This window comes from uncultured Corynebacterium sp., from assembly GCF_946998835.1.
Lineage (GTDB): Bacteria > Actinomycetota > Actinomycetes > Mycobacteriales > Mycobacteriaceae > Corynebacterium.
Genome location: NZ_CAMQAZ010000010.1, coordinates 49,810 through 74,035, shown reverse-complemented (window position 1 = coordinate 74,035; position 24,226 = coordinate 49,810). Strand labels below are relative to the sequence as shown.

23 protein-coding genes are annotated in these 24,226 nt (G+C 57.1%); 14 read left to right on the top strand and 9 right to left on the bottom strand.

All coding sequences use genetic code 11. From position 1 onward, the window contains the following. Nucleotides 1–56: 56 nt before the first annotated feature. Nucleotides 57–509 carry a dUTP diphosphatase gene (gene dut / locus Q0U90_RS05220; protein WP_297452397.1) on the bottom strand — a complete coding sequence of 151 codons (453 nt, stop codon included), beginning with the start codon at nt 507–509 and terminating at the stop codon, nt 57–59. 166 nt (nt 510–675) lie between these two features. Here dut and Q0U90_RS05215 point away from each other — a divergent pair, with 166 nt between their 5' ends. Next, nucleotides 676–1,152, top strand: coding sequence for a DUF3093 domain-containing protein (locus Q0U90_RS05215; protein ID WP_366516629.1), 477 nt, complete (start codon nt 676–678; stop codon nt 1,150–1,152). A gap of 127 nt (nt 1,153–1,279) precedes the next feature. Here Q0U90_RS05215 and Q0U90_RS05210 read toward each other — a convergent pair whose 3' ends face one another. Then, nucleotides 1,280–1,576, bottom strand: coding sequence for a DUF4193 family protein (locus Q0U90_RS05210; protein ID WP_297452395.1), 297 nt, complete (start codon nt 1,574–1,576; stop codon nt 1,280–1,282). 202 nt (nt 1,577–1,778) lie between these two features. Between Q0U90_RS05210 and Q0U90_RS05205 the strand changes: the two genes are divergently transcribed. Continuing rightward, nucleotides 1,779–2,387 carry a LytR C-terminal domain-containing protein gene (locus Q0U90_RS05205; RefSeq protein WP_297452394.1) on the top strand — a complete coding sequence of 203 codons (609 nt, stop codon included), beginning with the start codon at nt 1,779–1,781 and terminating at the stop codon, nt 2,385–2,387. Between the two features lie 10 nt (nt 2,388–2,397). On the opposite strand, the gene Q0U90_RS05200 is transcribed toward Q0U90_RS05205, so the two are convergent. Beyond that, nucleotides 2,398–3,375, bottom strand: coding sequence for an inositol monophosphatase family protein (locus Q0U90_RS05200; RefSeq protein WP_297452393.1), 978 nt, complete (start codon nt 3,373–3,375; stop codon nt 2,398–2,400). 35 nt (nt 3,376–3,410) lie between these two features. On the opposite strand from Q0U90_RS05200, the gene ppgK reads away from it, so the two are divergent. Both ppgK and Q0U90_RS05190 read left to right on the top strand, forming a co-directional pair. Next, entirely contained in the window at nt 3,411–4,166 is a 756-nt protein-coding gene (ppgK, locus tag Q0U90_RS05195; protein ID WP_297452392.1) for a polyphosphate--glucose phosphotransferase, read from the top strand. A gap of 396 nt (nt 4,167–4,562) precedes the next feature. Then, entirely contained in the window at nt 4,563–6,143 is a 1,581-nt protein-coding gene (locus Q0U90_RS05190) for an RNA polymerase sigma factor (RefSeq protein WP_297452391.1), read from the top strand. A gap of 332 nt (nt 6,144–6,475) precedes the next feature. Here the strand turns inward: Q0U90_RS05190 and Q0U90_RS05185 are convergent, their stop codons facing one another. The 4 genes from Q0U90_RS05185 to Q0U90_RS05170 form a co-directional block, all read right to left on the bottom strand. Then, nucleotides 6,476–8,083 (bottom strand): SLC13 family permease, encoded by a 1,608-nt coding sequence (locus Q0U90_RS05185; RefSeq protein ID WP_297452390.1) that lies wholly within the window; start codon nt 8,081–8,083, stop codon nt 6,476–6,478. 290 nt (nt 8,084–8,373) lie between these two features. Next, the gene (locus Q0U90_RS05180) at nt 8,374–8,805 is read right to left on the bottom strand and encodes a hypothetical protein (RefSeq protein WP_297452389.1); all 432 of its coding nucleotides are present in this window, start codon (nt 8,803–8,805) and stop codon (nt 8,374–8,376) included. A gap of 64 nt (nt 8,806–8,869) precedes the next feature. After that, nucleotides 8,870–10,615, bottom strand: coding sequence for a DEAD/DEAH box helicase (locus tag Q0U90_RS05175; protein WP_297452388.1), 1,746 nt, complete (start codon nt 10,613–10,615; stop codon nt 8,870–8,872). Then, the gene (locus Q0U90_RS05170) at nt 10,612–10,860 is read right to left on the bottom strand and encodes a DUF3039 domain-containing protein (protein WP_005509477.1); all 249 of its coding nucleotides are present in this window, start codon (nt 10,858–10,860) and stop codon (nt 10,612–10,614) included. Before Q0U90_RS05170 ends, Q0U90_RS05175 begins: the two co-directional genes overlap by 4 nt. A gap of 175 nt (nt 10,861–11,035) precedes the next feature. On the opposite strand from Q0U90_RS05170, the gene Q0U90_RS05165 reads away from it, so the two are divergent. From Q0U90_RS05165 to galE, 6 genes are all read left to right on the top strand, one after another. Beyond that, nucleotides 11,036–11,575, top strand: coding sequence for a DUF3099 domain-containing protein (locus Q0U90_RS05165; protein WP_297452387.1), 540 nt, complete (start codon nt 11,036–11,038; stop codon nt 11,573–11,575). Nucleotides 11,576–11,613: 38 nt separating this feature from the next. Then, nucleotides 11,614–13,179, top strand: coding sequence for a methyltransferase (locus Q0U90_RS05160; RefSeq protein WP_297452386.1), 1,566 nt, complete (start codon nt 11,614–11,616; stop codon nt 13,177–13,179). Further along, nucleotides 13,180–13,614, top strand: coding sequence for a D-aminoacyl-tRNA deacylase (gene dtd, locus Q0U90_RS05155; protein ID WP_297452385.1), 435 nt, complete (start codon nt 13,180–13,182; stop codon nt 13,612–13,614). It begins immediately after the preceding gene. A gap of 134 nt (nt 13,615–13,748) precedes the next feature. Continuing rightward, nucleotides 13,749–14,738 carry a sigma-70 family RNA polymerase sigma factor gene (locus Q0U90_RS05150; protein WP_297452384.1) on the top strand — a complete coding sequence of 330 codons (990 nt, stop codon included), beginning with the start codon at nt 13,749–13,751 and terminating at the stop codon, nt 14,736–14,738. Nucleotides 14,739–15,054: 316 nt separating this feature from the next. Then, nucleotides 15,055–15,735, top strand: coding sequence for a metal-dependent transcriptional regulator (locus tag Q0U90_RS05145; RefSeq protein ID WP_297452383.1), 681 nt, complete (start codon nt 15,055–15,057; stop codon nt 15,733–15,735). Continuing rightward, the gene (galE, locus tag Q0U90_RS05140) at nt 15,732–16,715 is read left to right on the top strand and encodes a UDP-glucose 4-epimerase GalE (protein ID WP_297452382.1); all 984 of its coding nucleotides are present in this window, start codon (nt 15,732–15,734) and stop codon (nt 16,713–16,715) included. The genes Q0U90_RS05145 and galE overlap by 4 nt, the downstream gene beginning before the upstream one ends. Before the next feature lie 27 nt (nt 16,716–16,742). Here the strand turns inward: galE and Q0U90_RS05135 are convergent, their stop codons facing one another. Further along, nucleotides 16,743–17,855 (bottom strand): DUF4192 domain-containing protein, encoded by a 1,113-nt coding sequence (locus tag Q0U90_RS05135; protein WP_297452381.1) that lies wholly within the window; start codon nt 17,853–17,855, stop codon nt 16,743–16,745. A gap of 228 nt (nt 17,856–18,083) precedes the next feature. Here Q0U90_RS05135 and Q0U90_RS05130 point away from each other — a divergent pair, with 228 nt between their 5' ends. Together Q0U90_RS05130 and Q0U90_RS05125 are read left to right on the top strand one after the other, a co-directional pair. After that, entirely contained in the window at nt 18,084–19,343 is a 1,260-nt protein-coding gene (locus Q0U90_RS05130; protein WP_297452380.1) for a PAC2 family protein, read from the top strand. Between the two features lie 42 nt (nt 19,344–19,385). After that, nucleotides 19,386–21,905: a DEAD/DEAH box helicase gene (locus Q0U90_RS05125; RefSeq protein WP_297452413.1), complete on the top strand. Its 2,520-nt coding sequence runs from the start codon at nt 19,386–19,388 to the stop codon at nt 21,903–21,905. A gap of 93 nt (nt 21,906–21,998) precedes the next feature. Here Q0U90_RS05125 and Q0U90_RS05120 read toward each other — a convergent pair whose 3' ends face one another. Further along, the gene (locus Q0U90_RS05120; protein WP_297452379.1) at nt 21,999–22,931 is read right to left on the bottom strand and encodes a hydrogen peroxide-inducible genes activator; all 933 of its coding nucleotides are present in this window, start codon (nt 22,929–22,931) and stop codon (nt 21,999–22,001) included. Between the two features lie 105 nt (nt 22,932–23,036). Between Q0U90_RS05120 and Q0U90_RS05115 the strand changes: the two genes are divergently transcribed. Then, nucleotides 23,037–23,633 (top strand): peroxiredoxin, encoded by a 597-nt coding sequence (locus Q0U90_RS05115; RefSeq protein ID WP_016422637.1) that lies wholly within the window; start codon nt 23,037–23,039, stop codon nt 23,631–23,633. Nucleotides 23,634–23,638: 5 nt separating this feature from the next. Next, nucleotides 23,639–24,163 carry a carboxymuconolactone decarboxylase family protein gene (locus Q0U90_RS05110; RefSeq protein WP_297452378.1) on the top strand — a complete coding sequence of 175 codons (525 nt, stop codon included), beginning with the start codon at nt 23,639–23,641 and terminating at the stop codon, nt 24,161–24,163. Nucleotides 24,164–24,226 lie beyond the last annotated feature (63 nt).

Here is a 24,226-nt window from a genome sequence, read left to right as displayed (position 1 = left end):
GCTCTTCACGCATTGAACCACACTTGGCGGGGTCCCCGCGCTGTCAGAGAAGTTTTTTACAGCGATTCCGAGACCCCGGTGGATCCGTGACCGCCCTCTCCGCGCTCCGTCTCATCGAGTTCATCGACCACGACCATTGGGCTGAGCTCCACTTTCTGCACGACCAGCTGGGCAATTCGATCCCCCTTGGCAACCTCCACTACATTGTCCGGGTCCAGGTTGATTAAACACACCTTCAGCTCGCCACGATAACCGGCGTCAATTGTGCCGGGGGCGTTAACGATGGATAGCCCTTTCTTAAAAGCCAGTCCGGAACGAGGATGAACCAGCCCCACGGTACCTGCTGGCAACGCAATGGCGATACCAGTGCCCACAAGTGCCCGCTGCCCTGGTGCCAACACGACATCCTCCGCTGAGCTCAGATCCACGCCAGCGTCATCGGCATGCGCACGCTGGGGAATCACCGCGTCCTCATGGAGTTTCTTCACTCGTACCGGGGCATAAGTCATGTCCTTGTATGTCCTTCACAGTCGCTTCTTCTAAGAACCGCACTTCGGCCTTATCAATACCGAGCATAGCCGTGCCCTAGAATGGTTAACCGTGAGTGGAAAAGATAACCTGCAGCCTCGTCATGACGACAGCTCGGCAAGCACCTCCGATGGTGCGGCAATGCCAATGAGCTCGGGCGGAGATTCATCGATTGTCTATTCCGAAAAGCTCTGGGTCCCCTGGTGGTTCTGGGCACTCGGCGCTGCCGCTGTTTTCGTGTGCACCGCCCAAATTGGTTTTAACCGTTCGCCGATGTGGTTTGTCGTCGGCGGCATCATCTGTCTCGCCGTGGGCGTGTGGGTGCTGTTGACCATGTCAAAGACCACAGTGTCGGTGGAAGTCGACAGCAGTGGTGAACGCTGGCTTCACGCCGGCACGGCCGTTTTGCCCGCGTCCGTGATTGCCAAATCCCTAGTGGTCCCGAAGTCCGCACAGCGCAACGCGCTTGGCCGCCAGCTCGACCCGGCGGCGTTCCTGGTTACGCACACGTGGATTCCCACGATGGTGCTGCTGGTTCTCGACGATCCGGATGACCCCACCCCCTATTGGCTGGTTTCCACCCGACACCCCGAGGCGCTGCTTGACAGTCTCCTTGACCGCTAGCTAAGCAACTTTTCTCACCGCCGCTTCACGCTTGACGACGGCCCCAGCGCCGCCACCGCAGTCGTGCTAGTGGCGGTTTTGTTGGGTGAGCTCTGAAGAATTGAATGAGCTCTTAAAAGTCCTAAACCTATGCGCAATCCTGGCAGATGGGGAATCCGTCACCGTTATCGATTGCAATCATCGAGCGGTGCATGACCATGAAGCAGGAGCCACAGGTGAATTCGTCTTCACCTTTAGGCGCGACATCCATATCGAATTCTTCACCGGCGATATCGGCTACTGGCAGCTCGAAAGGCTCGACAATCTCGCCGTCGTCGGTGTCATCGATTTCCTTTTCGGCGGACGCAGCCTGAAGGCCCTCGAGGGAATCGGTCTCCAGCTCTTCGCTTTCACGAGTACGCGGGGCATCGTAGTTTACAGCCATGTCCCTAACCTTCTTTCTGGACCTTTTCTAGATATTCTGAACTGTCTTTTCTCGGACAATACAACGCCTTGAGCCGATTGACACGTTGTATTTTCTAGCGCCTTTCTCAGCGGATATTAAGACAATTCACTGCATCTGTCATCTCTGCAGGTCATTAGCTGTTTTTACGCTGACTTATCGACGAGAAGATAACATGACTGCTATGAGTTCAGGACCCTTGACAACCTACAGAGCATCACAGCGCCGCAAAATTGCGCCCTACGTGGTCGTTTCTATAGTTGCCCTACTAATCGCGTCGGGGTCATGGGTGCTGGCTTTCCGCAGTGAGCCAACCAATTTTCCAGTATCCTGCTCTCTTCCCTCTGCTGGTACCCCTGTATCTTCAACGACGCTGATTGGCGAGCACGTCGTCCCACCATCTGAGGTCCACGTCCGCGTCTATAACGCCAACGGTCAAGTTGGCCAAGCCACCACCGTCGCCGAGCAACTGCGGCAACTCAGCTTCCTTTCTGATGAGCACACTCCTTATGGCAACGACCCCCTGGTAGAAAACCAGGACCTCGGTTGCTTCGGTCAGCTGCGCTTCGGCGAAGAATTCAACGGACATGCTGCGGCCCTACACGCGCTCTTCCCCTGCTTTGAACTCGTTCACGATGGTCGACCCGATGCAACTGTTGACGTGTCCCTGGGCAGGGGTTTTAAGGAGTTTGAAGTAACCAGCCAAGTCGAAGAGACTATGGCCGCTTTGAACCGCGGCGAACAGGCCGACTTGGAGAGCCTGAGCACTACCCGTTCAGGTACCTGCTCTTAGGGGCACGGCCCTACTGCCGCACTTGCGCGACCGCGCCGTCAAATGCTGCGAAGAACACGTCGGCAACTGCCGGGGTCGCCGCACAGACACCGAAATCCAGTGGATCTCCCTCCGGTCGTCCGGCCGCATGTGCGGACTGCCGAAACTTCGGAACGCGAACCTTCGCTCCTGCTTCAGCGGCAATCAGTGCACCTGCTGCATAGTCCCAGATTTTGATGTCGTGCTCGTAATATGCATCTGCTCGCCCGCTTGCAACCATGCACAGGTCGAGTGCCGCTGAACCCATCCGTCGAATATCCCGGCACTGCCCCAGCAACTGCGACGCGATTTGCCCCTGTATCTTCCGCAGTCTTGCCGAATAGCTAAAACCAGTGGCTACTAGTACTTTTCTGAGCTCGGTAGTCGGGGAACACTTGAGCTCCGACACACTGCCATCCCATCGAGACAGCTGGGCACCTTCTCCCCTCGCCGCGCTATAAATCTCACCCGAGGCCACATTTGCCACTGCTCCAGCCACGACTTCATCCCCCACCGCGCAGGCGATACTCACGGCAAAGTTGGGGAGGCCATAGAGGAAGTTCACGGTGCCGTCGATGGGATCGACGATCCAGGTCACCGGTTCGCTCGACCCGGTGCTGTGAGCCGGCGAGCTCGCGCCGTCGTCAAGCCCGCCTTCCTCGCCCACAATACGATCGGTACTGCTAAAGGTTTTGATGAGTGCGCGAATGAGCTCCTCAGACTCTCGGTCGACGACAGTGACGGGATCAACAGCAGAGGTTTTTGTCTGGGTACTTGCAAGAACCCCATCGGTGCCGAGTTCGGCCCTGCGACGGGCGATATGTGCTGCAGCAGCGCGCGCGATGAGTACCGCGCGACCTCGCAGTTCCCTGACACTAGGGTGCGTAGATGCCCTATTTTGGGAATCGGTAAATATCGCATTACCTGCAGAGTTGGTGGTTTGTGCGGTCTCGTGTGAATCATTGTCCATGCCACCAATTGTGTCCCTTTCGTACAATTTCAGCTATGGGACAACGAATTGGATTTGGTATCGATGTCGGGGGCTCGGGAATCAAGGGCGGCCGCGTCGACCTTGATACGGGTCAGCTCATTGGCGATCGCATCAAGATTTTCACGCCGAAGCCGGCAACCCCGGAGGCTGTTGCGAAGACCATTGCGGAAATCGTAGAGATTGCGCAGTGGGACTCCGACGTCGGCATCACTATTCCATCTGTTGTGCAGAATCAGGTTGCCCTGCTGGCCGCCAATATCGACGATTCCTGGGTCAATACGAACTGCCAAGAGCTCTTCGCTAAGCATCTGCCCAACAACAAGGCACACGTGCTTAACGACGCTGACGCTGCCGGTCTCGCTGAAGTCCAGTTTGGCGACCCGGATAATAAAACCGGCGCTGTGCTGCTACTGACTTTTGGTACCGGCATCGGCTCCGCGCTCATCCATGACGGTCTGCTCTACCCCAATTCGGAGCTCGGTCACCTCCTTATTGACGATATGGAGGCCGAGCACTTTGCCTCGGCACGAGTTAAAGATGTGGAGGGTCTTAGTTTCGAGCAGTGGGCTGAGCGCGTCAGCAAAGTACTGAAGACCTATGAGGCACTGTTCTGGCCATCGAGGATTATCGTCGGCGGTGGAATCAGTCGCGAACATGAAAAGTGGATTCCACTACTGACATGCAAGACTCCAGTTATTCCCGCAAGTTTGAACAATAACGCAGGTATCGCAGGCGCCGCCTTCGCCGCTGACCAGGGCCTTTACCCTTAGCAGGCCACGGTTCTAATTTGAAGGTTGCCGTGTGTGCGCACGGCTTGACAGTGTGCTCAAGCCATGCCCCGTGGCGGCAGTTTTCAGAATTGGTTTACAATAAGAAGTTGACTCACGGCAAGGTTGAATAATCAACAGGCTCGAGGAGGATAGGTGAAACGAAGTCGAGCACACTGCTTCGACGATGGTTTTTACCAATCGCTTCTTCGCTAGGAGCCAGAAATGCAACACTGATGACCGTGACACGAAAAGGTTGGCTCCGAGTGTTTTTGCATTCGGTTAGCTGGCTACAGACGAAGTAAAGGCGCACCACTGGCGCGGGTAGCTTCTCTCTAACGGACAGGAGCTACCGGCGGCATTGGCGGCGCACACAACGTACATCGTGAAAGGGCGTTCGTGGCAGGCAACGAACTGGGGCAAGCTCAGGACCAATCCACCGGGAGTGGCACCGGTTCAGCTACTCCTGCAAAGAAGGCTGTAAAGAAGGCCATCAAAAAGGCAGTGAAGAAGACCGTGGCAAAGAAGTCTGCCGCGAAGAAAACTGCTGCCAAAAAGACAGCTGCTAAGAAGACGGCGGCGAAAAAGGCCACTGCCAAAAAGACAGCTGCCAAGAAGACCGTAAAGAAGGCGGCCAAGAAGTCGGTCGCTAAGAAAACTACGGCGAAGAAGACCACTCGTAAGGCTGCTGCTAAGAAGGCGACTAAGCGGGCAACGGCTGCGAAGACCACTGCGGCAAAGGCCGCTGCAGCTAAGGCAAAGGACGCTCAGGCTCTCGACGCAACCGAGAACGAGGAGCTCGAAGACGAGGACCTCGACCACGACTTGGAGCAAGAGCGGGACTACGACCCAGATCTGGATGATGATCTCGAAGACGATGATCTTCACGATGATTTGGATGATGACGACCTCGAAGACGACGACCTCGACGATGATGAAGATGAGGACGACGAGGACGAGGACGACGAAGAAGATGAAGACGAGGACGAGGGCGACGAGGTCTGGAACGAGGACGAGTCCGCTCGCCTGCGTCAGGCCCGCAAGGACGCTGCCCTCACCGCCTCTGCTGACTCGGTCCGCGCCTACCTCAAGCAGATTGGCAAGGTCGCGCTGCTGACCGCCGAGGAAGAGGTCAGCCTCGCTAAACGCATCGAGGCTGGTCTGTACGCGCAGTACAAGATTGATGAGGCCAAGCAGGCCGGCGAGCGCATCGCTTACGCTCAGAAGCGAGACTTGCGCGAGATTTCTCGCGATGGCCAGCGCGCCAAGAACCACCTGCTGGAGGCCAACCTCCGTCTCGTGGTGTCTCTGGCTAAGCGCTACACAGGCCGTGGCATGGCCTTCCTCGATTTGATTCAGGAGGGTAACCTCGGCCTGATTCGCGCGGTCGAGAAGTTCGACTACACCAAGGGTTATAAGTTCTCGACCTACGCAACGTGGTGGATTCGTCAGGCAATCACGCGTGCAATGGCTGACCAGGCTCGAACCATTCGTATTCCGGTTCACATGGTTGAGGTCATTAATAAGCTCGGTCGTATCCAGCGTGAGCTGCTCCAGGATTTGGGCCGCGAGCCCACCCCGGAAGAGCTCGCCAAGGAAATGGATATCACCGAGGAAAAGGTCCTCGAGATTCAGCAGTACGCTCGTGAACCGATTTCGCTGGACCAGACGATCGGTGACGAGGGTGACTCCCAGCTCGGTGACTTCATTGAGGACTCCGAGGCAGTCATCGCCGTTGATGCCGTCAGCTTCACGCTCCTCCAGGATCAGCTTGGCGACGTGCTGGAGACTCTCTCGGAACGTGAAGCTGGTGTCGTCCGCTTGCGCTTCGGCCTTACCGACGGCATGCCGCGTACTCTTGACGAGATTGGCCAGGTCTACGGTGTGACGCGCGAGCGTATCCGTCAGATTGAGTCCAAGACGATGTCCAAACTGCGTCATCCGTCGCGCTCGCAAGTCCTGCGCGACTACTTGGAGTAGCGCTTTCACTTGGCGTGTTAGTGGGAGCTACTAGCTAGACTCAAAGAATCGGGCTTGAACGAGGTTTCACACCTTATTCGGGCCCGGTTTTATTTTGGTGGTTAGGGCCGGTGGGTTTGTACGAGTTACTGACTGCGCTTATGTCAAAAATGGGCGGAAAAATGGCATGAAAGTGCTATAAACTCACACAGTTTCACATTTGCAGCCCAAAGCCCCGAACCACCACAGTGGAACGGGGCGAGGGGGGGGGGAATCTAAGCAACGCTAGGCAAAGCAGTCCGGTGGTGCTAGCGCACTGAACCATCATCCGCTACCGGCTACTGAATACCCCGCTAGTACACGATGCCGAATACCCACTGCAGCAGTGTCAGCGAAGCCACGGAAATCACAATCAGCGCGATGATGTTCAGCCAAACGCCGGCCTTGACCATGTTGTCCATGCTGACGTAGCCGGAGCCGTAGGCGATGGCGTTGGGTGGTGTTGCAACCGGCATCATGAACGCCGAGGTAGCCGCCAGAGCAACCGGAACTGCGAAGATCATCTGGTCGTGGCCCAGACCGATTGCCATGGCACCAACCAGCGGCAGGAAGGTTGCGGCCGTCGCGGTGTTCGAGGTGAACTCGGTCAGGAACAGCACAACTGTGCCGACGACAACCACAAGTGCAGCCACTGGCATCCAGCCGAGAGTAGCCAGTTGGTCACCAATCCAGTCCGACAACCCAGAGGCGCCGAACTGCGAGGACAGCGCCAGGCCACCACCGAAGAGCAGCAGCACGCCCCATGGCAGCTCTAACGCATTTTCCCAGCGCATCAGCTTCACACCATCAGGGCCGCCTGGAATGATGAACAGCGCAATACCTACCGTCATCGCGATTACCGCATCGGCAATCTTGGTGTCGGGCAGCAGCACCGGAACAAAGACCCACGCCAGCGCAGCCGCGATAAACACCATGAGCACGCGTCGTTCACCAGCCGACATACGGCCGAGGCGCTTAAGCTCATCACGCATGAGTTCGCGACCACCCGGAATATGCGTAATCTCCGGCTTGAACAGTACATTGGTCAACAGGAACCATGCACAGAACATGAGCACAATCGCCACCGGGACACCCAGGAGCATCCACTGGCCAAATCCGATGTTGACTCCCTGCTCTGCCATGTAGGCCGCCAGCATGGCATTCGGCGGAGTACCGATAATCGTGCCCAGCGAACCAATCGATGCCGAGTACGCAATACCCAGCATCAGGGCGATACCAAAGTTCGACTTAGGCATCGGGTCATAGCTTGACGACGACTCCTCGGCCTCCTCCAGCGCATTCCCACCAGGGGTTTCGGCAACCGATTCTCCTGCCGACCCCGCAGCCTTCGCTGCCACCTTCTCGTCGTGCAGCATGCGGACAATCAGACTGAGCACCGACACACCGATTGGCAGCATCATCACGGCTGTAGCCGTGTTGGATACCCACATAGACAGGAAGCCAGTGGCCACCATAAAGCCGAGAATCAGCATCTTTGGCGACGAGCCCATCAGCACCAGCACCCACAATGCAACACGCTTGTGCAGATTCCAGCGCTGCATTGCCAGCGCCAACAGGAAGCCGCCCATAAAGAGGAAAATGGTCGGGTCGGTGTACTTGCCCGAAAACTCCTTGATCTCAGCCAAGTTGAGTATCGGGAACAGGGCCAGCGGCAGCAAGGCTGTAACCGCAATCGGGATTGCCTCGGACATCCACCACACGGCCATGAGCACTGCTACACCAGCCGTTGCACGCAGGTTGTGATCGAGCTCCGCCGGCATGATGAAGTACACAATCAGGGACAGAATGATGCCCAGCCCCAGACCGGTACGCTTTCGGAATAGTTCGCGGCTTAGGTAGCCACGGTCTTGCTGTCCAGGTGACAGTTCCGGGGAGTTGTCACGCGTAGATGTCGCTGCCACGATTCACGCTCCTATTTAGTAATCAGCCGACATCCTATATTGCACGCATGGTCAAACGTTTACCGCATGTAGGGGATGCCAAATGTGGGTATTTTCTGACACTTCTACCATTACCAACACTTTGGCCAATATGAGATTTCACTAAGAAACCCCCGGCCGAAACTGCAGGCAGTTGGACTTCGGGGGTGAATAACGGGGTTAACTCATTTCCTAGTTGCGCAACTAGCACTAATCGAATCCTCCAGCCGCAGCCGAGACGTCCATAGCTATCGTGGTCGCGCTCGTTCCGCTTATTCCTTCGGCTGGTCGGTTCCCATCTGCTTAGAGATACACTCGGCGTACTCTGCCGAGGTACGTTCGAATTTCTCGCACTTGGCCATCGCATCGGATGTCGACGAGTACAGCATCAACGACACCACGACGGCAGCAAAACCCGTCACGATGCCGACAATCCCCAAACCGAATGCTCCGCTGATGACTGCTTCTCCCCCGGCGGCCTGCACATGCTTTTTCGCGCTCATAGCCTTCGCCATCGCAATGATGCCCAAAACAATGCCAAAGACACCGAGGACGCCACCAACAATCATCCAGGACATCAAGAGTCCACCGACGCCAAAGATAAGCGCCAATACCCCGATTGTCCGGCCGTCATTACCGGCGACAGCCGGCAGTCCTCCATTGGCCAATCCCGAAGGCTTTGACTCATCGCTGCTTGCCGACATTCTTTTCTCCACTATAATTTGCCACCAAAATTTGCCCGTCAGATAGCTCAGTTAGCTTGAAAGCCTACCAATTGCGCAAGTAACCGATCCGATCGCGCAACTGTTCCTCCGTGCACAGCGCGGTCGGCGGACCTCCGCAGGCACGCCGCACCTCGTTATGCACCTGGCCATGCGGCTTACCGGTTCGCGCCGCTGTCATCGACACCAGCGTATTGAGTTCCTTCCGCAACTTCGGCAAGACCTCACTGGCAACCTTCTGAGGTCGTGGATAGGCAGAGCCCTCAATTCGATGTACCGCGCCCCCGTCATCTCCGCTTGACGACGATTCCCTTGCCTCCTCGCGGGCTTCCTTCTCGCGGGCACTGGCAGCCTTAAGCTGTTCATCCTGCCGTTGGCGCAACAAAAACCGCATCTGGTCGGCGTCGAGTAGCCCTGGCAAGCCCAGGTAATCGGCCTCTTCGGCGGAACCGGCGATGGTTGCGGTGCCGTAGGAGGAACCGTCGTAGATCAGATAGTCGAGTTCGGCGTCTGCGCCGATGGATTCGTACGCGGGCAGCAGTTCGTCAGGCTCATTCTTGCTGCGATTGGCCTCGGCGACCAAGTCATCTTCCCAACCTTCCGAAGGCCGATCCGGCTTGCCGAGGACATGGTTGCGCTGCACCTCCATCTGCGAGGCCAAGTCAAGCAGCACCGGAATCGACGGCAAGAACACCGAAGCAGTCTCCCCCGGCATGCGGCTTCGCACAAATCGACCGATAGCCTGCGCAAAGAACAGCGGGGTCGAAGAACTGGTCGCGTACACACCGACGGCCAGCCTCGGTACGTCGACGCCTTCGGAAACCATGCGCACGGCCACCATCCACTCGTCAGTGGACTCGGAGAAGGTCTTAATACGTTCCGATGATCCCGGCTCGTCCGAGAGCACCAGCGCCACCGGTGTGGAAGCAATCTCCTCCAGAATGCGCTTATAGGCACGCGCAGTCGCCGCATCGGAGGCAATGACCAGGCCACCTGCGTCCGGAATATGCTGCCGCATTTGAGTGAGACGGGTGTGCGCTGCCCGCAGCACCGACGGCATCCATTCGCCCTTTGGGTCGAGCGCAGTGCGCCAGGCTCGCGTAGTCTCCTCAGGGCTCATCACGGTGCCCAGACGCGCGGCGAACTCATCACCCGCGCTGTCGCGCCAGCGGGCTTCACCGGAATACGCCAGGAAGACCACCGGGCGCACGACGCCGTCGGCAAGCGCATTGGAATAGCCGTACGTGTAATCGGCGACAGAACGCGAAAACCCGTCCCCGTCGGGCGAGTAGCGCACGAACGGAATTGCCGCGTCGTCGGAGCGGAACGGTGTACCAGTCAGGCACAGTCGGCGCTCGACATCACCGTAGGCCTCGGAAATGCCGTCGCCCCAGCTCTTGGCATCGCCGCCGTGGTGAACTTCGTCCAGAATCACCAATGTCGGCCGAGCGGTGGCTACGGCATGGTGCTTGAACGGATGCACGGCGACTTGGGCGTACGTCACCACAATGCCCTGGTAGGAAGGATTGACGACGCCCTTGGCGTTGGAGAATTTGGGATCCAACGCGATCCCCGAACGAGCAGCAGATGCGGCCCACTGCACCTTGAGGTGCTCGGTGGGAACTACGACGATGATGCGCTCGACAATTCGGCGCGACAGCAGCTCACTGGCGATGCGCAGGGCGAAGGTGGTCTTACCCGCGCCCGGTGTTGCCACCGCAAGGAAGTCCTTGGGGTTAGTTGCCAGGTACTTGTCGAGGGCCTCCTGCTGCCATTTACGAAGCCCGCTCACTTGCGACGCAGGGACTTGTAAATCCGCTCGCAGTCAGGGCATACCGGAGAGCCTGGCTTCGCCGACTTCTTCACCGGGAAGGTTTCACCGCACAGAGCAACGACGTAGGAGCCGTTGACCGCGGAGTTCACGATCTGGTCCTTCTTGACGTAATGGAAGAACTTCGGGGTGTCGTCCCTCGTCGACTCATCGACGCGGGTATCAGTGCGTTCAATCGTCTTTGTCGTCTTCAATGGAGTGCTCACAGAGTCCAATTGTGCCCCATCGGTCAAATTATGCCTAGTACCCCAGGTGTTGACCGCCGCCGAGTACTTCCACCATTGAGCAAATTAAGGACACCTCCGGGTCTGCACGTGCTTACAGTTGCAGGGGCACAGCCAGTTGAGACGTCCGCAGGCCACAGGCGTATGCTAGACAACCATGGCGCGAATCAATGACCGTCGCTCCTCTGCGCCGCCACAGCGCGGAAGTACTCGGCGACGTAAGAAAGACGCGGCGTTGATTACCGACGCCCGCGGCTCAAGGATTCGCAATTATGACCACCGCCGCCACGTCTACGCGGTTCTGCAGTGGTCACGCATTCCGCTACTTCTTCTCTCCGGTGCGTTTTATATGTGGTGGGACTTGCCGTGGATTGCCGCCATCCTGATGGTCGTCTCCGTGCCCATGCCCTGGATTGCGGTTGTCATTGCCAACGGTGTCGGCGAGCCCGCTGACAAGCGCAAGCCCCGTGTCTATAAGCCCGGAGTCGTGCGCGAGCAAAACCGCCGGTGGGAGGAGCAGCAGCGTCAGCGTGCTCTCAAGGAAGCCGAAATGCGTGCGCTCGGTTCTGCCGCCAGCGTCGAGGACACCGCCGCATCGCCCCAGTCGGATGACAACAGCAGCACCACCACCTTCGATGACGCCAATGTCATTGATATGCCGGAAGACGACGACCCGTCGTCAAGCTCTCTTAACTAGCCCCTCCGCCCCGCTTTACGACGAAGATAGTGCCCACGATGACCTTTTCCCCCTCCACCTTCACGCCCCCAACTGATCAGCAGCTTCGTGCTTTTGTCGACTGTGCGGAGGAATTCGCCACCACGCTGAGGAAACTTGAGTATTCCAGCGAGTCGCTGCGGCAAGTCCTTGGTGCAGAGGGGCTGGCAGCACTAGACCGCGGTGAACCCGGCATTGTCGATGTCCTACTCACCGATGCCAACGGTATCTCTGCAGATACTGTCACCGCGTTTCGCCTGCTCATTTTGGGTGACACAGTCAATGCCGAGCAACTTTTCGGCACTGAGCTGGCTTCTAAACTGCTGGACAGCGGCGTACTTGCTGGCACTGCCGCCGAGGCTCGGGTGTGCATCGATGTGCGGCCAATTGAGTTCTCCGGTGTCGACCGTATTGTCTTTTCCGACCGCGATGCCTCCATGAGCGACCACGTACCCGGCCCTGACCATGTCTTAGGTGTCGGTCGTGCTTCCCGCTCCCTGCTCGATATCTCGCCAACCTCAGCGGTAGGCTCTGTGCTGGACCTCGGAGCCGGTTGCGGCGTCCAGAGCCTCGCTCAGCCCGAGGCGAAATCGATTGTGGCGACGGATGTTCATCCCCGCGCACTGCTCTTTGCCCGCGCCACTTTCGCCGCGAACGGATTTGACCAGGCAGAAGCACTCGAAGGCTCGTGGTTCGAACCGATTGCAGGCCAAAAGTTCGACCGTATTGTGGCCAACCCGCCGTTCGTCGTGGGGCTTCCGAGCGTGGAGCACGTCTACCGCGACTCCGGACTGAATCTAGACGGCGCAACCGAACTGATGCTTCGCGGTCTGGCCGACCATCTCACCGACGGCGGCACCGCACACCTCCTCGGCTCCTGGGCGCATATCGAGGGCGAAAGCTGGCAGCAGCGCATCGCCTCTTGGCTCCCCGCTGAGGGGCTTGAAGTATGGGTGACACAGCGGGATATCGCTTCGCCGGCGGAGTACATCGGCACCTGGCTCCGCGACGAGTCCATCGACCCGCGCAGCACGGAAGGCTGCAAGCGCTCCCGCGCCTGGCTGGAACACTTCCGCAACAGTGGCGTAACAGGCATCGGCTTCGGCTATATCACGGTTCAGCGTATCGACGGGCCTACCTCTGCCGTATGCGAGGAAATGCCCCAGCCTTTGGCCGCTCCCTTCGCTGCCGAGGCCGAGGAGTATCTCGGCCGCGCCGAATGGCTGCGCGCGCAAACCGCCGACACCATCCTCGAGGCTTCCTTTGCTGTTCGCCCCGGTGTCGCCATCGAACGCGTTTCGCTTGCCGACGTCGACAGCGGCCAGGGCTTCGCTGAGTTCGACACTCGCATCTCGCGCACCGACGGTCCCGCCTGGACACACTCCATCGATGAGTCCGTGGCAACCATTCTGGGCGCACTACACCCCGAGGCGGCGCTCGGATCCGTCATCGACATCATGGCGATGTTCGGTGCCTTCGACGAGTCCAAAGTTCCCGAGGTTAAGGATGCGCTAGTTCCAATCATCGTTGACCTGGTTCGCCATGGTCTGGTTCTGCCCACCGAGCTTTTGGAGGATACGCAGTAAATGAAGGCAGTTCTCACCCGAGTAAAAACCGCTTCAGTCACCGTCGACGGTTCTGTTGTCGGTCACGTCGATGGAGGTAACACCGGCGCTATTTTGGCCCTCGTAGGCGTTGGCCGTGAAGACGCTGCCGACGCGTGGGAAACGATGGCCCGCAAGATTGCGGAGTTACGCATCCTTGACGGCGAACTCAGCGCTGTCGATGCTGGCGCTCCTGTGCTCGTCGTTAGCCAATTCACCCTGATGGGGGCGACGAAGAAGGGGCGGCGGCCGTCGTGGGTCAATGCAGCTCCCGGCCCAGAGGCTGAACCAATCATCGAAAAAATTGTGGAATATTTGCGGAATCGTGGCTTGACGGTCGAGACGGGCCAATTTGGGGCAATGATGGAGGTAGCGTCGGTCAATGATGGCCCCTTTACAGTCCTCGTGGAATGCTAGTCGACCCGATCTTCTAAACATTATATTTGCATGCCAAAATTACCCTATTGACATTCATCATCTTTCACGGGAACATTTTCGTAACTCCGTGCGTTGTATTGATTGAATCCACTTAAAATCCAGGAGGCAGATTCATGAAGAGTGCCGACATTCAAAATAACGAACTGGAAGGTCAGCCACGGGACAAGGGGCGCCGAAGCGGCAACAACTCCAACCCGTCCGCCGATTTGGTTCGTGTGTATTTGAACGGCATCGGCAAAACTGCTCTTCTTAGCGCTGAAGAAGAGGTTGAGCTCTCCAAGCGCATTGAAGCCGGCGTTTACGCTGAGCACTTGCTGCAGACCGGCGCAAAAATGACCCGGGCAAAGAAGCGTGATGTCAAGATTTTGGCGAAGGAAGGCCAGGCTGCTCGGTCGCACCTCCTCGAAGCCAACCTCCGTCTCGTCGTTTCTCTGGCCAAGCGCTACACCAACCGCGGCATGCCATTGCTGGACCTGATTCAAGAGGGCAACTTGGGTTTGATTCGCGCTATGGAGAAGTTCGACTACACCAAGGGCTTTAAGTTCTCCACCTACGCAACATGGTGGATTCGCCAAGCCATTACCCGCGGCATGGCCGATCAATCGCGCACTATCCGCCTTCCCGTCCACCTGGTTGAGCAGGTCAACAAGATTTCCCGCATCAAGCGTGAGCTCTATCAGCAGCTTGGGCGTGAGGCTACCAATGAAGAGCTTGCAGAAGAATCCGGTATTCCGGAGGCCAAGATTGAAATGCTGCTGCGTCAATCTCGTGATCCGGTGAGCTTGGATATGCCGGTCGGCACTGATGAAGAAGCTCCGCTGGGTGACTTCATTGAGGATTCTGAGGCAACCGACGCCGAGGAAGCAGTCGTTGCCTCCCTGCGTCACCACGATGTTCGCAAGGTCCTTTCCACTCTTGAGATTCGAGAGCAGGAAGTTATTAAGCTGCGCTACGGTCTCGATGACGGTCTACCACGTACACTAGATCAGATTGGCCGCCACTTCGGCCTATCCCGTGAACGTGTCCGTCAGATTGAGCGTGAAGTGATGGCCAAGCTGCGCGAAGGCGAGCGTGCCGACAAGCTGCGCGAGTATGCCAACTAACGCTGTCTAGCCGGTACCAGGGATAAGATTTCAATTCCTAGTACCGAGTTAGAACTGGACTTCAATGTCGACCCGCTTTGGGGTTTTCTCACAGTGGCGGTCGGCATTTTCCTTTTCGGCTCGCGCTTGACGGCGTTCGTTAACTATCTCCCACTTCTCACCTAAGCGACACTGACAACGTTCATTCGCTGCGTTCGTTGCCGCCTCATCACCCAAAAGCCACTAGATTTGCGAGCCCTAGCATCTTTTTAACGCAAGTGTGGCTATCCTAATACTTGAGTGAAATATTTTAAGACTGTGTTATCGGAGGAAAACCGTGAGGGATTTGGTCGACACCACGGAAATGTACTTACGTACGATTTTCGAGCTCGAGGAAGAGGGCATCATCCCTTTGCGTGCTCGCATTGCCGAACGCCTTGAGCAGTCGGGACCGACCGTTAGCCAAACCGTAGCCCGAATGGAACGGGATGGCCTTCTCGTAGTCGCTGCAGATCGCAGCCTGCAGCTTTCCGACGAGGGGCGCAGGCTCGCCACGGCTGTTATGCGCAAGCATCGCCTGGCCGAGCGCCTTCTTACCGACATCATTGGCCTTGAATGGGACAAGGTCCACGACGAAGCATGCCGCTGGGAACACGTAATGAGCGACGAGGTCGAACGCAAACTCCTCGATGTCCTCGACTGCTATACGTGCTCCCCGTTCGGCAACCCAATTCCCGGTTTGGAAGATCTCGGTGGTACCCAATCACCAGAGCCATTGGAAAACGTCCGCCGCCTGTCCGATCTGAACCCCGGTGAGTACACAATTGAGGTCGTCCAAATCAACGAGATTCTGCAGGTTGAGCAAAGCTATATGAAGCGCCTCCACAAGGCCGGCATTATGCCAGGCATCGAGGCTCTTGCCGAAGTTGCCGCAGGTCGTGTGACACTTGCTCGCGGCGATCATTCACTTGATATTCCAGATACCCTTTCTCACGCAATCATGGTGATCATTAAATGAAACTCCTAGTTACTGGCGGTGCCGGCTACGTCGGCAGCGTTTGTTCCGCAGTCTTAATCTCTCTTGGCCACGACGTCACCATTTTGGATAACTTCTCGGTCGGTAACCGCGATGCGGTCCCGGAAGGTGCGAAGCTGGTCGAAGGTGACGTGGCTGACAAGGCCTACGATGTTCTCTCCTCCGGCAGTTTCGATGGCGTAGTGCACTTCGCTGCGAAATCGCTTGTCGGCGAGTCCGTCGAGGTTCCTTCTGACTACTGGCACAACAATGTGGGCCAGACTCTGAAGCTCCTCGATGCGATGCGGGATACCGGCACCAATAACCTTGTGTTCTCCTCTACAGCTGCGACCTACGGCGAACCAGAGAAGACTCCAATTACCGAAGACATGCCCACCGCACCAACCAACCCCTACGGTGCCACCAAGCTGGCGATGGACTATGCCATCGCCTCTTATGCCAAGGCCTACAACATCGGCGCAACCAGTCTTCGCTACTTCAATGTTGCGGGCGCATGGGGTGGTTTTGGCGAGAACCGCGAGGTGGAAACTCATCTGATTCCACTGGTGTTGCAGGTTGCGCTCGGTCACCGCGAAAAGATTATGGTCTTTGGTAATGACTGGCCGACTGCCGATGGCACCGCTGTCCGCGACTACATCCACATCAAGGACCTCGCGGATGCACACGTCTTGGCACTGGAGTCCAACAAGCCGGGCACGCACCGTATTTTCAACCTCGGTTCTGGAGACGGTTTCTCAGTTCGTCAGGTGATCGAGACCTGCCGTAAGGTCACTGGCCATCCAATCCCCGCTGAAGATGCGCCGCGCAGGGCCGGCGATCCGGCAACTCTTATTGCCTCCTCCCAGCGCGCAATGGACGAGCTCGGTTGGAAGCCCAACCACACCGAGCTGGAGACCATCGTCGCCGATGCATGGGAGTACACCAAGAACCTCGGAGACCGCGCCCACTCCGCGCACCGCTAATAGCCACGTCACCGCCTGAGCGGGTCGCTAATCAATGCGAGGCATTTTCACCTTGTATACCCTGCGTAGCACCTCTTGTGCAGCGCTGAGAATTGTGCCAACGCACCTCGGCACAATGTGATTGGCGACCGCAATTTCCAGTAATTGCGTCAGTGAATGATTCGGTTGCTCCCCTGCTGCCTCATCGAGAGCTGTCTGCGCGTAGTTTTCCAGTCCAGCTGCAAACTTCGCAATGGCAAAGCAAGCTAGTGCATTAGCTCGCACATTCCCACGGTGCACGATTGCGGCCTCATGCCAGATTTCACCCATCGCCTGTGCGAGCTGCGTGGTAATGAAAATCATGGACATATCGCGCAGGGTGACGTTGGTTAATGCAGCCGCAATGGCATAACCACTGGTTTCATCGCGCACTGCCTCGTGCGCATCCATGACACCATCGGCAACATTTTCCACCACCGTTTTCAGCATGTCGAAGTGCTCAATGAGAGCGGGATTATCGGAACCAATTTTGAGCTTCCGCGGCTGCTCCACAGCCAGCGCTCGCTCCCGAAGCTTTTCAATTTGAGCTCGGTCCTCACTATCCCGGAATTGGCCGCCACGAAAATATCTCCGGTACTCCTCATAATTTTTGAAGATCTGCTCACCCTGCCGCGAGATAAGATTCGCGTTCTCTGTCATCAAACTGTCGCCGACAATGCCCACAATCTCGCCGGCCTCATCCGTGACAACCTCGCCAGCAGCGATAGTGGCGACACCTGCCAGACGAACATTGTGCAGTCCCCCTTCTCGCAACCACCCGGTGATGGGCGTGGAGTCCTTTTCAATTCCCCATGATTCGTCGATTATGAATACTTCCGCGTGTGTGCATCCTTCATCCAGTAGGAAATCTGCCGCTGCCCTGACTAAATCAGGATTGCTCTCCATCGATGCAACATCCTTAATCAGCATCGGACCTGCGTGTGCAGACGGATCAAACTTGACCTTGCCATCGATGAGATCTTCGACTTGCTGACGGTATAGCGCCGCAATTACCACTTGTCCCCGCGGATAGAATCCGACGATTCCCGGCAGATTGGTTAGAAAGACGCTCGGCTCAATCTCAGGTATCCGCCCTGCGCCACAGTTTCTGTTGTCCCCCATTGTTTCTTTACCCCTTTCCCCCATTGGAATATCCCCGACGGCGTGAGAATCCTTGCCGTCTAGTGGCTCTCATTGTTATCGAATCACCGTCAGTCCTGCTTCGACGAGAGTCGAAAAATCGACGTTTCTGTGGACTACTTTCAACTTGTGGATAACTGGAATATTCTCTGCGGTATCCTGGTTGCTTACTTCAAAGGATGAAAAATGTGATGCAGGAGGTTGTCGTACGTGATTGATCCGACCGACAGGCCTCAGGACAATATGTACGAGGTTGTTTTCCCGGTTCCTGATGTAACGGGAAGCGAGGGGCATCTGACCCTGGTCATTGCACTCAGTGGTTATGCGGATGCCGGTAATGCCGTCTCGGAATCGGCTAGTTTCCTGTTGGACGCTCTCGAGCACCGCCCATTAGTGCACTTTTCTATCGACGAGCTGGTTGATTATCGTTCCCGCCGTCCTGCTGTGACGATGAACCACGACCAGATTGTGGATATATCCGATTTGAACCTGTCCCTCAATGTGGTTCGCGACAACGTCGGCAAGCCTTTCTTGCTGCTTTCCGGACCGGAGCCAGATATGCGGTGGGAGGCTTTTTCGACTGCTGTTGCAGATTTAGCAGAGCGCTACGATGTCGGTCGGACAGTGTCGCTGTACTCTGCGCCGATGACAGTTCCGCACACCCGCCCGCTGGGCATCATCGCCCATGGCACAGACAAGCGGAAACTGAACGATATGAATACTTGGGGCAATCGCGTCACTGTACCGGGTGCTGCAAGCTTGAATATCGAGTACGAGCTCGCGCGGCGCGGTTGTGATGCCTTCGGCTTCACCGCGCAGGTTCCGCACTATGTCGCTGCGTCTGAGTATCCGCTGGCGTCGCTTAGACTGTTGCAAGAGGTCTCTAGGCTGGCGAAACTCGAGCTCCCACTTGAGGCGTTGGAGAATGAGTCCGCGCGGGTAGCGGAGCTGCTCAATAATCAAACGAATGATTCCGGCGAGGTTTCTCAGCTGGTCAATCTTCTCGAAGAGCAGTATGACCAGGAGGCGCAACGCCGTCACGAGTTGGAGACGTCTCCTCTGCTCGGCCCCGACGGTGAGATGCCGTCCGCTGACGAAATCGGCGCAGAGTTCGAAAAGTTCCTCGCCTCTCAGCCACTACGTCCCGTGGAGAATTCTCCCTCGCTTGACGACGAGGCGGAGGCCCCGGCCGACATTGAATCGTCAGCGGCCACGCTGGGTGATGCCGACGCGGAAGCTGAAGAGACTGAAGAGACTGCAGAGACTGCAGAGACTGAGGAGGCGCCAACAGAGGATTCGACTGCGGAGACGACTACCGGTGACCAGGCTGAGCAGCCATCTTCGGAAGAACCGGAGGATATTCATCCGGAGGTCGAACAGCCACAGGAAAATCCGACTGAGCCCGAAGAATCCGACGAGCCGGAGAAGCGGCGCCGCCGGCGTGGCTGGAAGCCCTGGTTCCGCTTCTAATCCGGGGTTACCGCTAGGGTGGGAAGCGTGTCACTATCTGAAATGCTTCCCGACCTAGCTGAGGTTCCTGAGTCCCTTTTCGATGATGCGATTATGGACTCATTCATTGCCTGGACCAGGGCTCAAGGCATAACGCTCTACCCCGCGCAGGAAGAGGCCGCAATTGGTCTTGCTGGTGGCGACCATGTCATCCTCGCCACTCCGACAGGTTCGGGTAAGTCGATGGTTGCAATCGCCGCCCATTTCTGTGCGCTTGCCCGCGGACAGCGCAGCTTTTATACCGCGCCGATTAAGGCGTTGGTCAGCGAGAAGTTTTTTGCCCTCTGCGAGGTCTTCGGCGCAGAGAACGTCGGTATGATGACCGGCGATGCCACGGTCAATGGTGGCGCTCCCATCATCTGTGCAACCGCGGAGATTGTCGCCAATATTGCTCTGCGCGACGGTGCCGATGCCGATATTGACCAGGTGGTTATGGATGAATTCCACTTCTACGCGGACCCTGACCGCGGCTGGGCATGGCAGGTGCCGTTGCTCGAGCTGCCCCGGTGCCAATTCCTACTGATGTCGGCCACTCTCGGCGACACTCATAAGTTTGAGACCGATTTGAAGGAACGCACGGGGCTCGACGTCAACCTCGTTACGGGTACGACACGCCCGGTGCCGCTGGATTTCCACTATGTCTATACGCCAGTTCATGACACGCTGGCAGAGCTCTTGGAATCCGGCAAAGCCCCGATTTATGTCGTCTTTTTCTCTCAGCGTCAAGCAGCTGAGCAGGCGCAGGCGCTCACTGGATTGAAACTGCTAACAAAGGAAGAAAAGGAGCGGATTCGCGAAGAGATTGGCGATTTCCGGTTTACGACAGCCTTTGGTCGAGTTCTTTCCAAGCTGGTGCGCCAAGGCATTGGCGTGCACCACGCGGGAATGCTGCCGAAGTACCGTCGCCTCGTCGAACGCCTTTCGCAGACAGGTCTGTTGAAGGTCATTTGCGGCACTGACACCCTTGGTGTCGGAATCAACGTGCCTATTCGTACGGTACTGATTACTGGATTGGCCAAGTTCGATGGCCGTCGTAGCCGTATTCTCAAGTCGCGCGAGTTCCACCAGATTGCTGGACGCGCCGGCCGCGCTGGTTATGACACCGAGGGCACTGTCGTCGTGGAGGCCCCTGAGCATGAAATCGAAAACGCCAAGTTGCGTCGCCGCGCAGGCCAAGACGAGGCAAAACTGAAAAAACTGCGCCTAAAGTCCGTTCCCAAGGGCGAAGTGACGTGGTCGGAAAAGACCTTCGACAAAATCGTGTCTCAGCCGCCAGAGCCGCTAACCAGCCGCTTTGCTGTTACTAACGGCATGCTCCTCAACGTGATTGCCCGCGGCGGCGATACCTACGAACACATGCGTCATTTGCTGCGCACCAATCACGACACCCGCCACCAACAAAACGAGGCGATTCTGACTGCAATCGAGCTCTACCGCGGTCTGGTCAACGCGGGAATCGTCGTCACGCATGGCGAGGGCGATGACTGCCGCCCCGAACTGACAATGGAACTGCAGCGTGACTTCGCGCTCAACCAACCACTGTCGCCTTTTGCGATTGCGGCGCTCGAGCTCCTGGACAAGGACAGCCCGAACTACGCACTCGATGTCATCAGCGTCTTCGAGTCGATTCTGGAAGATCCTCGCCCACTGCTCATTGCACAGCAAAAGAAGGCTCGCGGAGAAGAAATTGCCGCACTCAAGGCCGAGGGCGTCGATTACACCGAACGTATGAACATTGTCGAAGACATCACATGGCCCATGCCGCTTGCCGACGAGCTGGAGGGCGCGTTCGACACCTATGCTCAAGGTCACCCGTGGGTGCGTGAGTTTTCGCTGTCTCCCAAATCAGTGGTGCGCGAGATGGTGGAAAAGGCCATGACGTTCTCGGACGTCGTGTCTGAATACGGAATTGCCCGCTCCGAGGGTATTTTCCTGCGCTACCTCACCGATGCCTGGCGCACCTTGCGACACACTCTCCCACCGGAGGCCGCTAACGAGGAGCTCCGCGACATCGTGGAGTGGCTCGGCGAGCTCGTTGTGCAGGTGGATAACTCCCTCGTCGATGAATGGGCGCAAATGGCCGACCCAGACAAGCCGTTGGACGAGGAAACTCTCAAGGAAGCGGCTTTCGGCAACGATGAATCACGGCCACTGACTGGAAACGAACGCGCTTTCACCCGGATGGTTCGAAATCTTATGTTCCGCCACGTGCAGCTCTTTGCCTTTGAGAAGGAGGAAGAGCTTGCTGACCTGGATAACTACCTTGATGACGCACCGGATTGGCCCGCGGCAATGGATGATTACTTCGACGAGTATGACGACATTGGCATCGATGCCAAGGCTCGTGGCGGCGATATGATTTCCATCAACCGCAAAGCTGGCGAGGGAATCTGGCGTGTGGTCCAGATACTCGATGATCCTGAGGGCGATCACGGTTGGCGGTTTGAAGCAGACGTTGACTTGGCTGCCTCTGATGAATACGGCGAAGTCAGGCTGGCTTCGCTGCGCATCATTCAGGGGTAGATGCAAAAACCGGGCTGGTGGTTCCAGCCCGGTCTTTGTTTGCTTCTTGCACGAAAGCCGCCTTCACGAAGACTTTCCCTGCACCATGAATCGTTAGGTAACAGCGTCCTTGTAAGCTTGCCGTACCAGTTCGGCAATCCGGTTGAACTCACCGCCGCGTACCGACGACGCCCGGTGTACCAGCCCGATGGTGCGTCCAGGACGTGTCGGACCTTCGAAGCGCGCAATAGCCAACCCCGGTCGGTCAGCCTCAATCTTCACAGCTGACTCCGGTACGAGTGACTGCCCCAACCCACCAGCGACGCACTGGACAACAGTCGATAGGGATGCCGATCGTGTTTCCATGCTGGAGGCTTCGCCGTGGAGAGCGTCGACCTTGCGACAGATATCCAAAACCTGGTCGCGCAGGCAATGCCCGTCGTCAAGCAGGAGCAAGTCCAATTCCCTGAGCGCCTCGAGTTTGACATCTTCCTTACCGGCCAATGGATGATCGTCGGGGACGACGATGTAAAACTCTTCGTCGTACAGGTAAATCTCTTCAAAAGACGGAACGTCGGAAGGCAGTGCCATGATGGCGGCGTCAATGGTGCCGGAACGCAGTGATTCGATGAGGCGCTCAGTCGGCTCTTCGACAATCCGCGGCTTAAGGTTCGGTACCTCGTCACGGACCAATCGAAGGAAGTTGGGCAGCACGTATGGAGCCACGGTGGGGATGACGCCAATGGACAGTGGCCCTGACAAATCATCGGTACGACCAGAGGCGCGAGCGACAATCTCATCAACGATTTCAGATGCTTGGCGTGCATATGGAATCAGACCGCGACCGAGTGGCGTCACCAACACTCGGCGAGTCGATCGCTCCACAAGCTGGACTCCAAGTCCCTGTTCAAGAGTGGAAAGCGCCTGGGAGAGGCTGGGCTGTGAAATACCGAGACGAGCAGCGGCTTGGCCGAAGTGACCGGTATCGGCAATCGCGACAAAGGCACGTAACTGAGGCAAAGTGGGCCGATAATCTCTATTACGCATACCTATAAGCCTACACGAGCTTATTAACTTTTTCCTCTTGACGCTTTGGGGATCCATAGGCATAATGGTGTGTGACCCCAGAAGGAATACATTCAGGAGGATTCCATGGCAATTTTGACTGTTGGCGACAAGTTCCCCGAGTTTTCTCTCACCGCTCTCAAGGGCGGCAACCTGCGTGATGCAAACGCTTCTTCTCCGGATGACTACTTCGAGCAGGTGACCAACGAGTCCTACGAGGGTAAGTGGAAGGTCGTCTTCTTCTACCCGAAGGACTTCACCTTTGTTTGCCCGACTGAGATTGCTGCTTTCGGCAAGCTGAACGAAGAGTTCGAGGATCGCGACACCGTTATTCTCGGTGGCTCCGGCGACAACGAGTTCTCTCACTTCAACTGGCGTGCAACCCACGAGGAACTGCTGGACATCCCGTTCCCGATGTTCTCCGATATCCGCCACGACCTGATGCGTGCACTCGGTGTCGAGAACGCTGACGGTGTTGCAGACCGCGCTACCTTCATCATCGATCCGGACGGAATTATCCAGTTCGTCTCCGTTACCCCGGATGCTGTGGGCCGTAACGTCGACGAGGTTCTGCGTGTTCTCGATGCTCTTCAGTCTGAAGAGGTCTGCGCATGTAACTGGCAGAAGAATGACCCGACCAAGAACATCGACAAGATGGATGTTCTGAAGCAGGAGCTGAAGTAACTCTTATGAGCATTGACAACCTTCGTTCCGGTTTGCCGGAGTACGCCAAGGACATGAAGCTGAACCTTGGTACTCTCACCCGGTCTACGGAACTCTCTGAACAGCAGCTGTGGGGCACCCTGCTCGCATCCGCTGCTGCAACCCGCAACGAGACCGTTTTCTCCGAGATTGCTGAGGAAGCCAAGGAGCACTTGTCTGACGAGGCTTTCGAGTCTGCACTTGGTGCGGCCACCGTTATGGGCATGAACAACGTTGCTTACCGCACTCGCCACATGCTCGGTGATGACTACGCACAGGTCAAGTTCGGCCTGCGCATGAACATCATCTCCAAGCCTGGTGTCGAGAAGGAAGACTTCGAGCTGTGGTCTTTGGCAGTTTCCGCCATCAACGGCTGTGAAGCTTGCGTGACCTCCCACGCACAGGTCGTCCGCGATGCTGGTCTGACCAAGGAGCAGGTCTGGGAAGCTGTGAAGATTGCCGGCACCGTCTCTGGCGTTGCACAGGCTGTCTTCGCTGAGGCCGCCCGCTAAATATTTGGGACCTACTTCGGCCTTGTCGGCCGAAGCTCCCTCGCCTCGCAGATTTGCCTGCGA

What these genes read in the sequence shown, in the direction of transcription:
- Q0U90_RS05110 (WP_297452378.1), top strand. Translation starts at nt 23,639, where the DNA reads ATGAGCATTGACAACCTTCGTTCCGGTTTGCCGGAGTACGCCAAGGAC.
- dtd (WP_297452385.1), top strand. Translation starts at nt 13,180, where the DNA reads ATGAAGGCAGTTCTCACCCGAGTAAAAACCGCTTCAGTCACCGTCGAC.
- ppgK (WP_297452392.1), top strand. Translation starts at nt 3,411, where the DNA reads ATGGGACAACGAATTGGATTTGGTATCGATGTCGGGGGCTCGGGAATC.
- Q0U90_RS05200 (WP_297452393.1), bottom strand. Translation starts at nt 3,375, where the DNA reads ATGGACAATGATTCACACGAGACCGCACAAACCACCAACTCTGCAGGT.
- Q0U90_RS05165 (WP_297452387.1), top strand. Translation starts at nt 11,036, where the DNA reads ATGGCGCGAATCAATGACCGTCGCTCCTCTGCGCCGCCACAGCGCGGA.
- Q0U90_RS05215 (WP_366516629.1), top strand. Translation starts at nt 676, where the DNA reads ATGAGCTCGGGCGGAGATTCATCGATTGTCTATTCCGAAAAGCTCTGG.
- Q0U90_RS05150 (WP_297452384.1), top strand. Translation starts at nt 13,749, where the DNA reads ATGAAGAGTGCCGACATTCAAAATAACGAACTGGAAGGTCAGCCACGG.
- Q0U90_RS05115 (WP_016422637.1), top strand. Translation starts at nt 23,037, where the DNA reads ATGGCAATTTTGACTGTTGGCGACAAGTTCCCCGAGTTTTCTCTCACC.
- Q0U90_RS05120 (WP_297452379.1), bottom strand. Translation starts at nt 22,931, where the DNA reads ATGCGTAATAGAGATTATCGGCCCACTTTGCCTCAGTTACGTGCCTTT.
- Q0U90_RS05125 (WP_297452413.1), top strand. Translation starts at nt 19,386, where the DNA reads ATGCTTCCCGACCTAGCTGAGGTTCCTGAGTCCCTTTTCGATGATGCG.
- Q0U90_RS05135 (WP_297452381.1), bottom strand. Translation starts at nt 17,855, where the DNA reads ATGGGGGACAACAGAAACTGTGGCGCAGGGCGGATACCTGAGATTGAG.
- Q0U90_RS05160 (WP_297452386.1), top strand. Translation starts at nt 11,614, where the DNA reads ATGACCTTTTCCCCCTCCACCTTCACGCCCCCAACTGATCAGCAGCTT.
- Q0U90_RS05180 (WP_297452389.1), bottom strand. Translation starts at nt 8,805, where the DNA reads ATGTCGGCAAGCAGCGATGAGTCAAAGCCTTCGGGATTGGCCAATGGA.
- galE (WP_297452382.1), top strand. Translation starts at nt 15,732, where the DNA reads ATGAAACTCCTAGTTACTGGCGGTGCCGGCTACGTCGGCAGCGTTTGT.
- Q0U90_RS05205 (WP_297452394.1), top strand. Translation starts at nt 1,779, where the DNA reads ATGAGTTCAGGACCCTTGACAACCTACAGAGCATCACAGCGCCGCAAA.
- dut (WP_297452397.1), bottom strand. Translation starts at nt 509, where the DNA reads ATGACTTATGCCCCGGTACGAGTGAAGAAACTCCATGAGGACGCGGTG.
- Q0U90_RS05210 (WP_297452395.1), bottom strand. Translation starts at nt 1,576, where the DNA reads ATGGCTGTAAACTACGATGCCCCGCGTACTCGTGAAAGCGAAGAGCTG.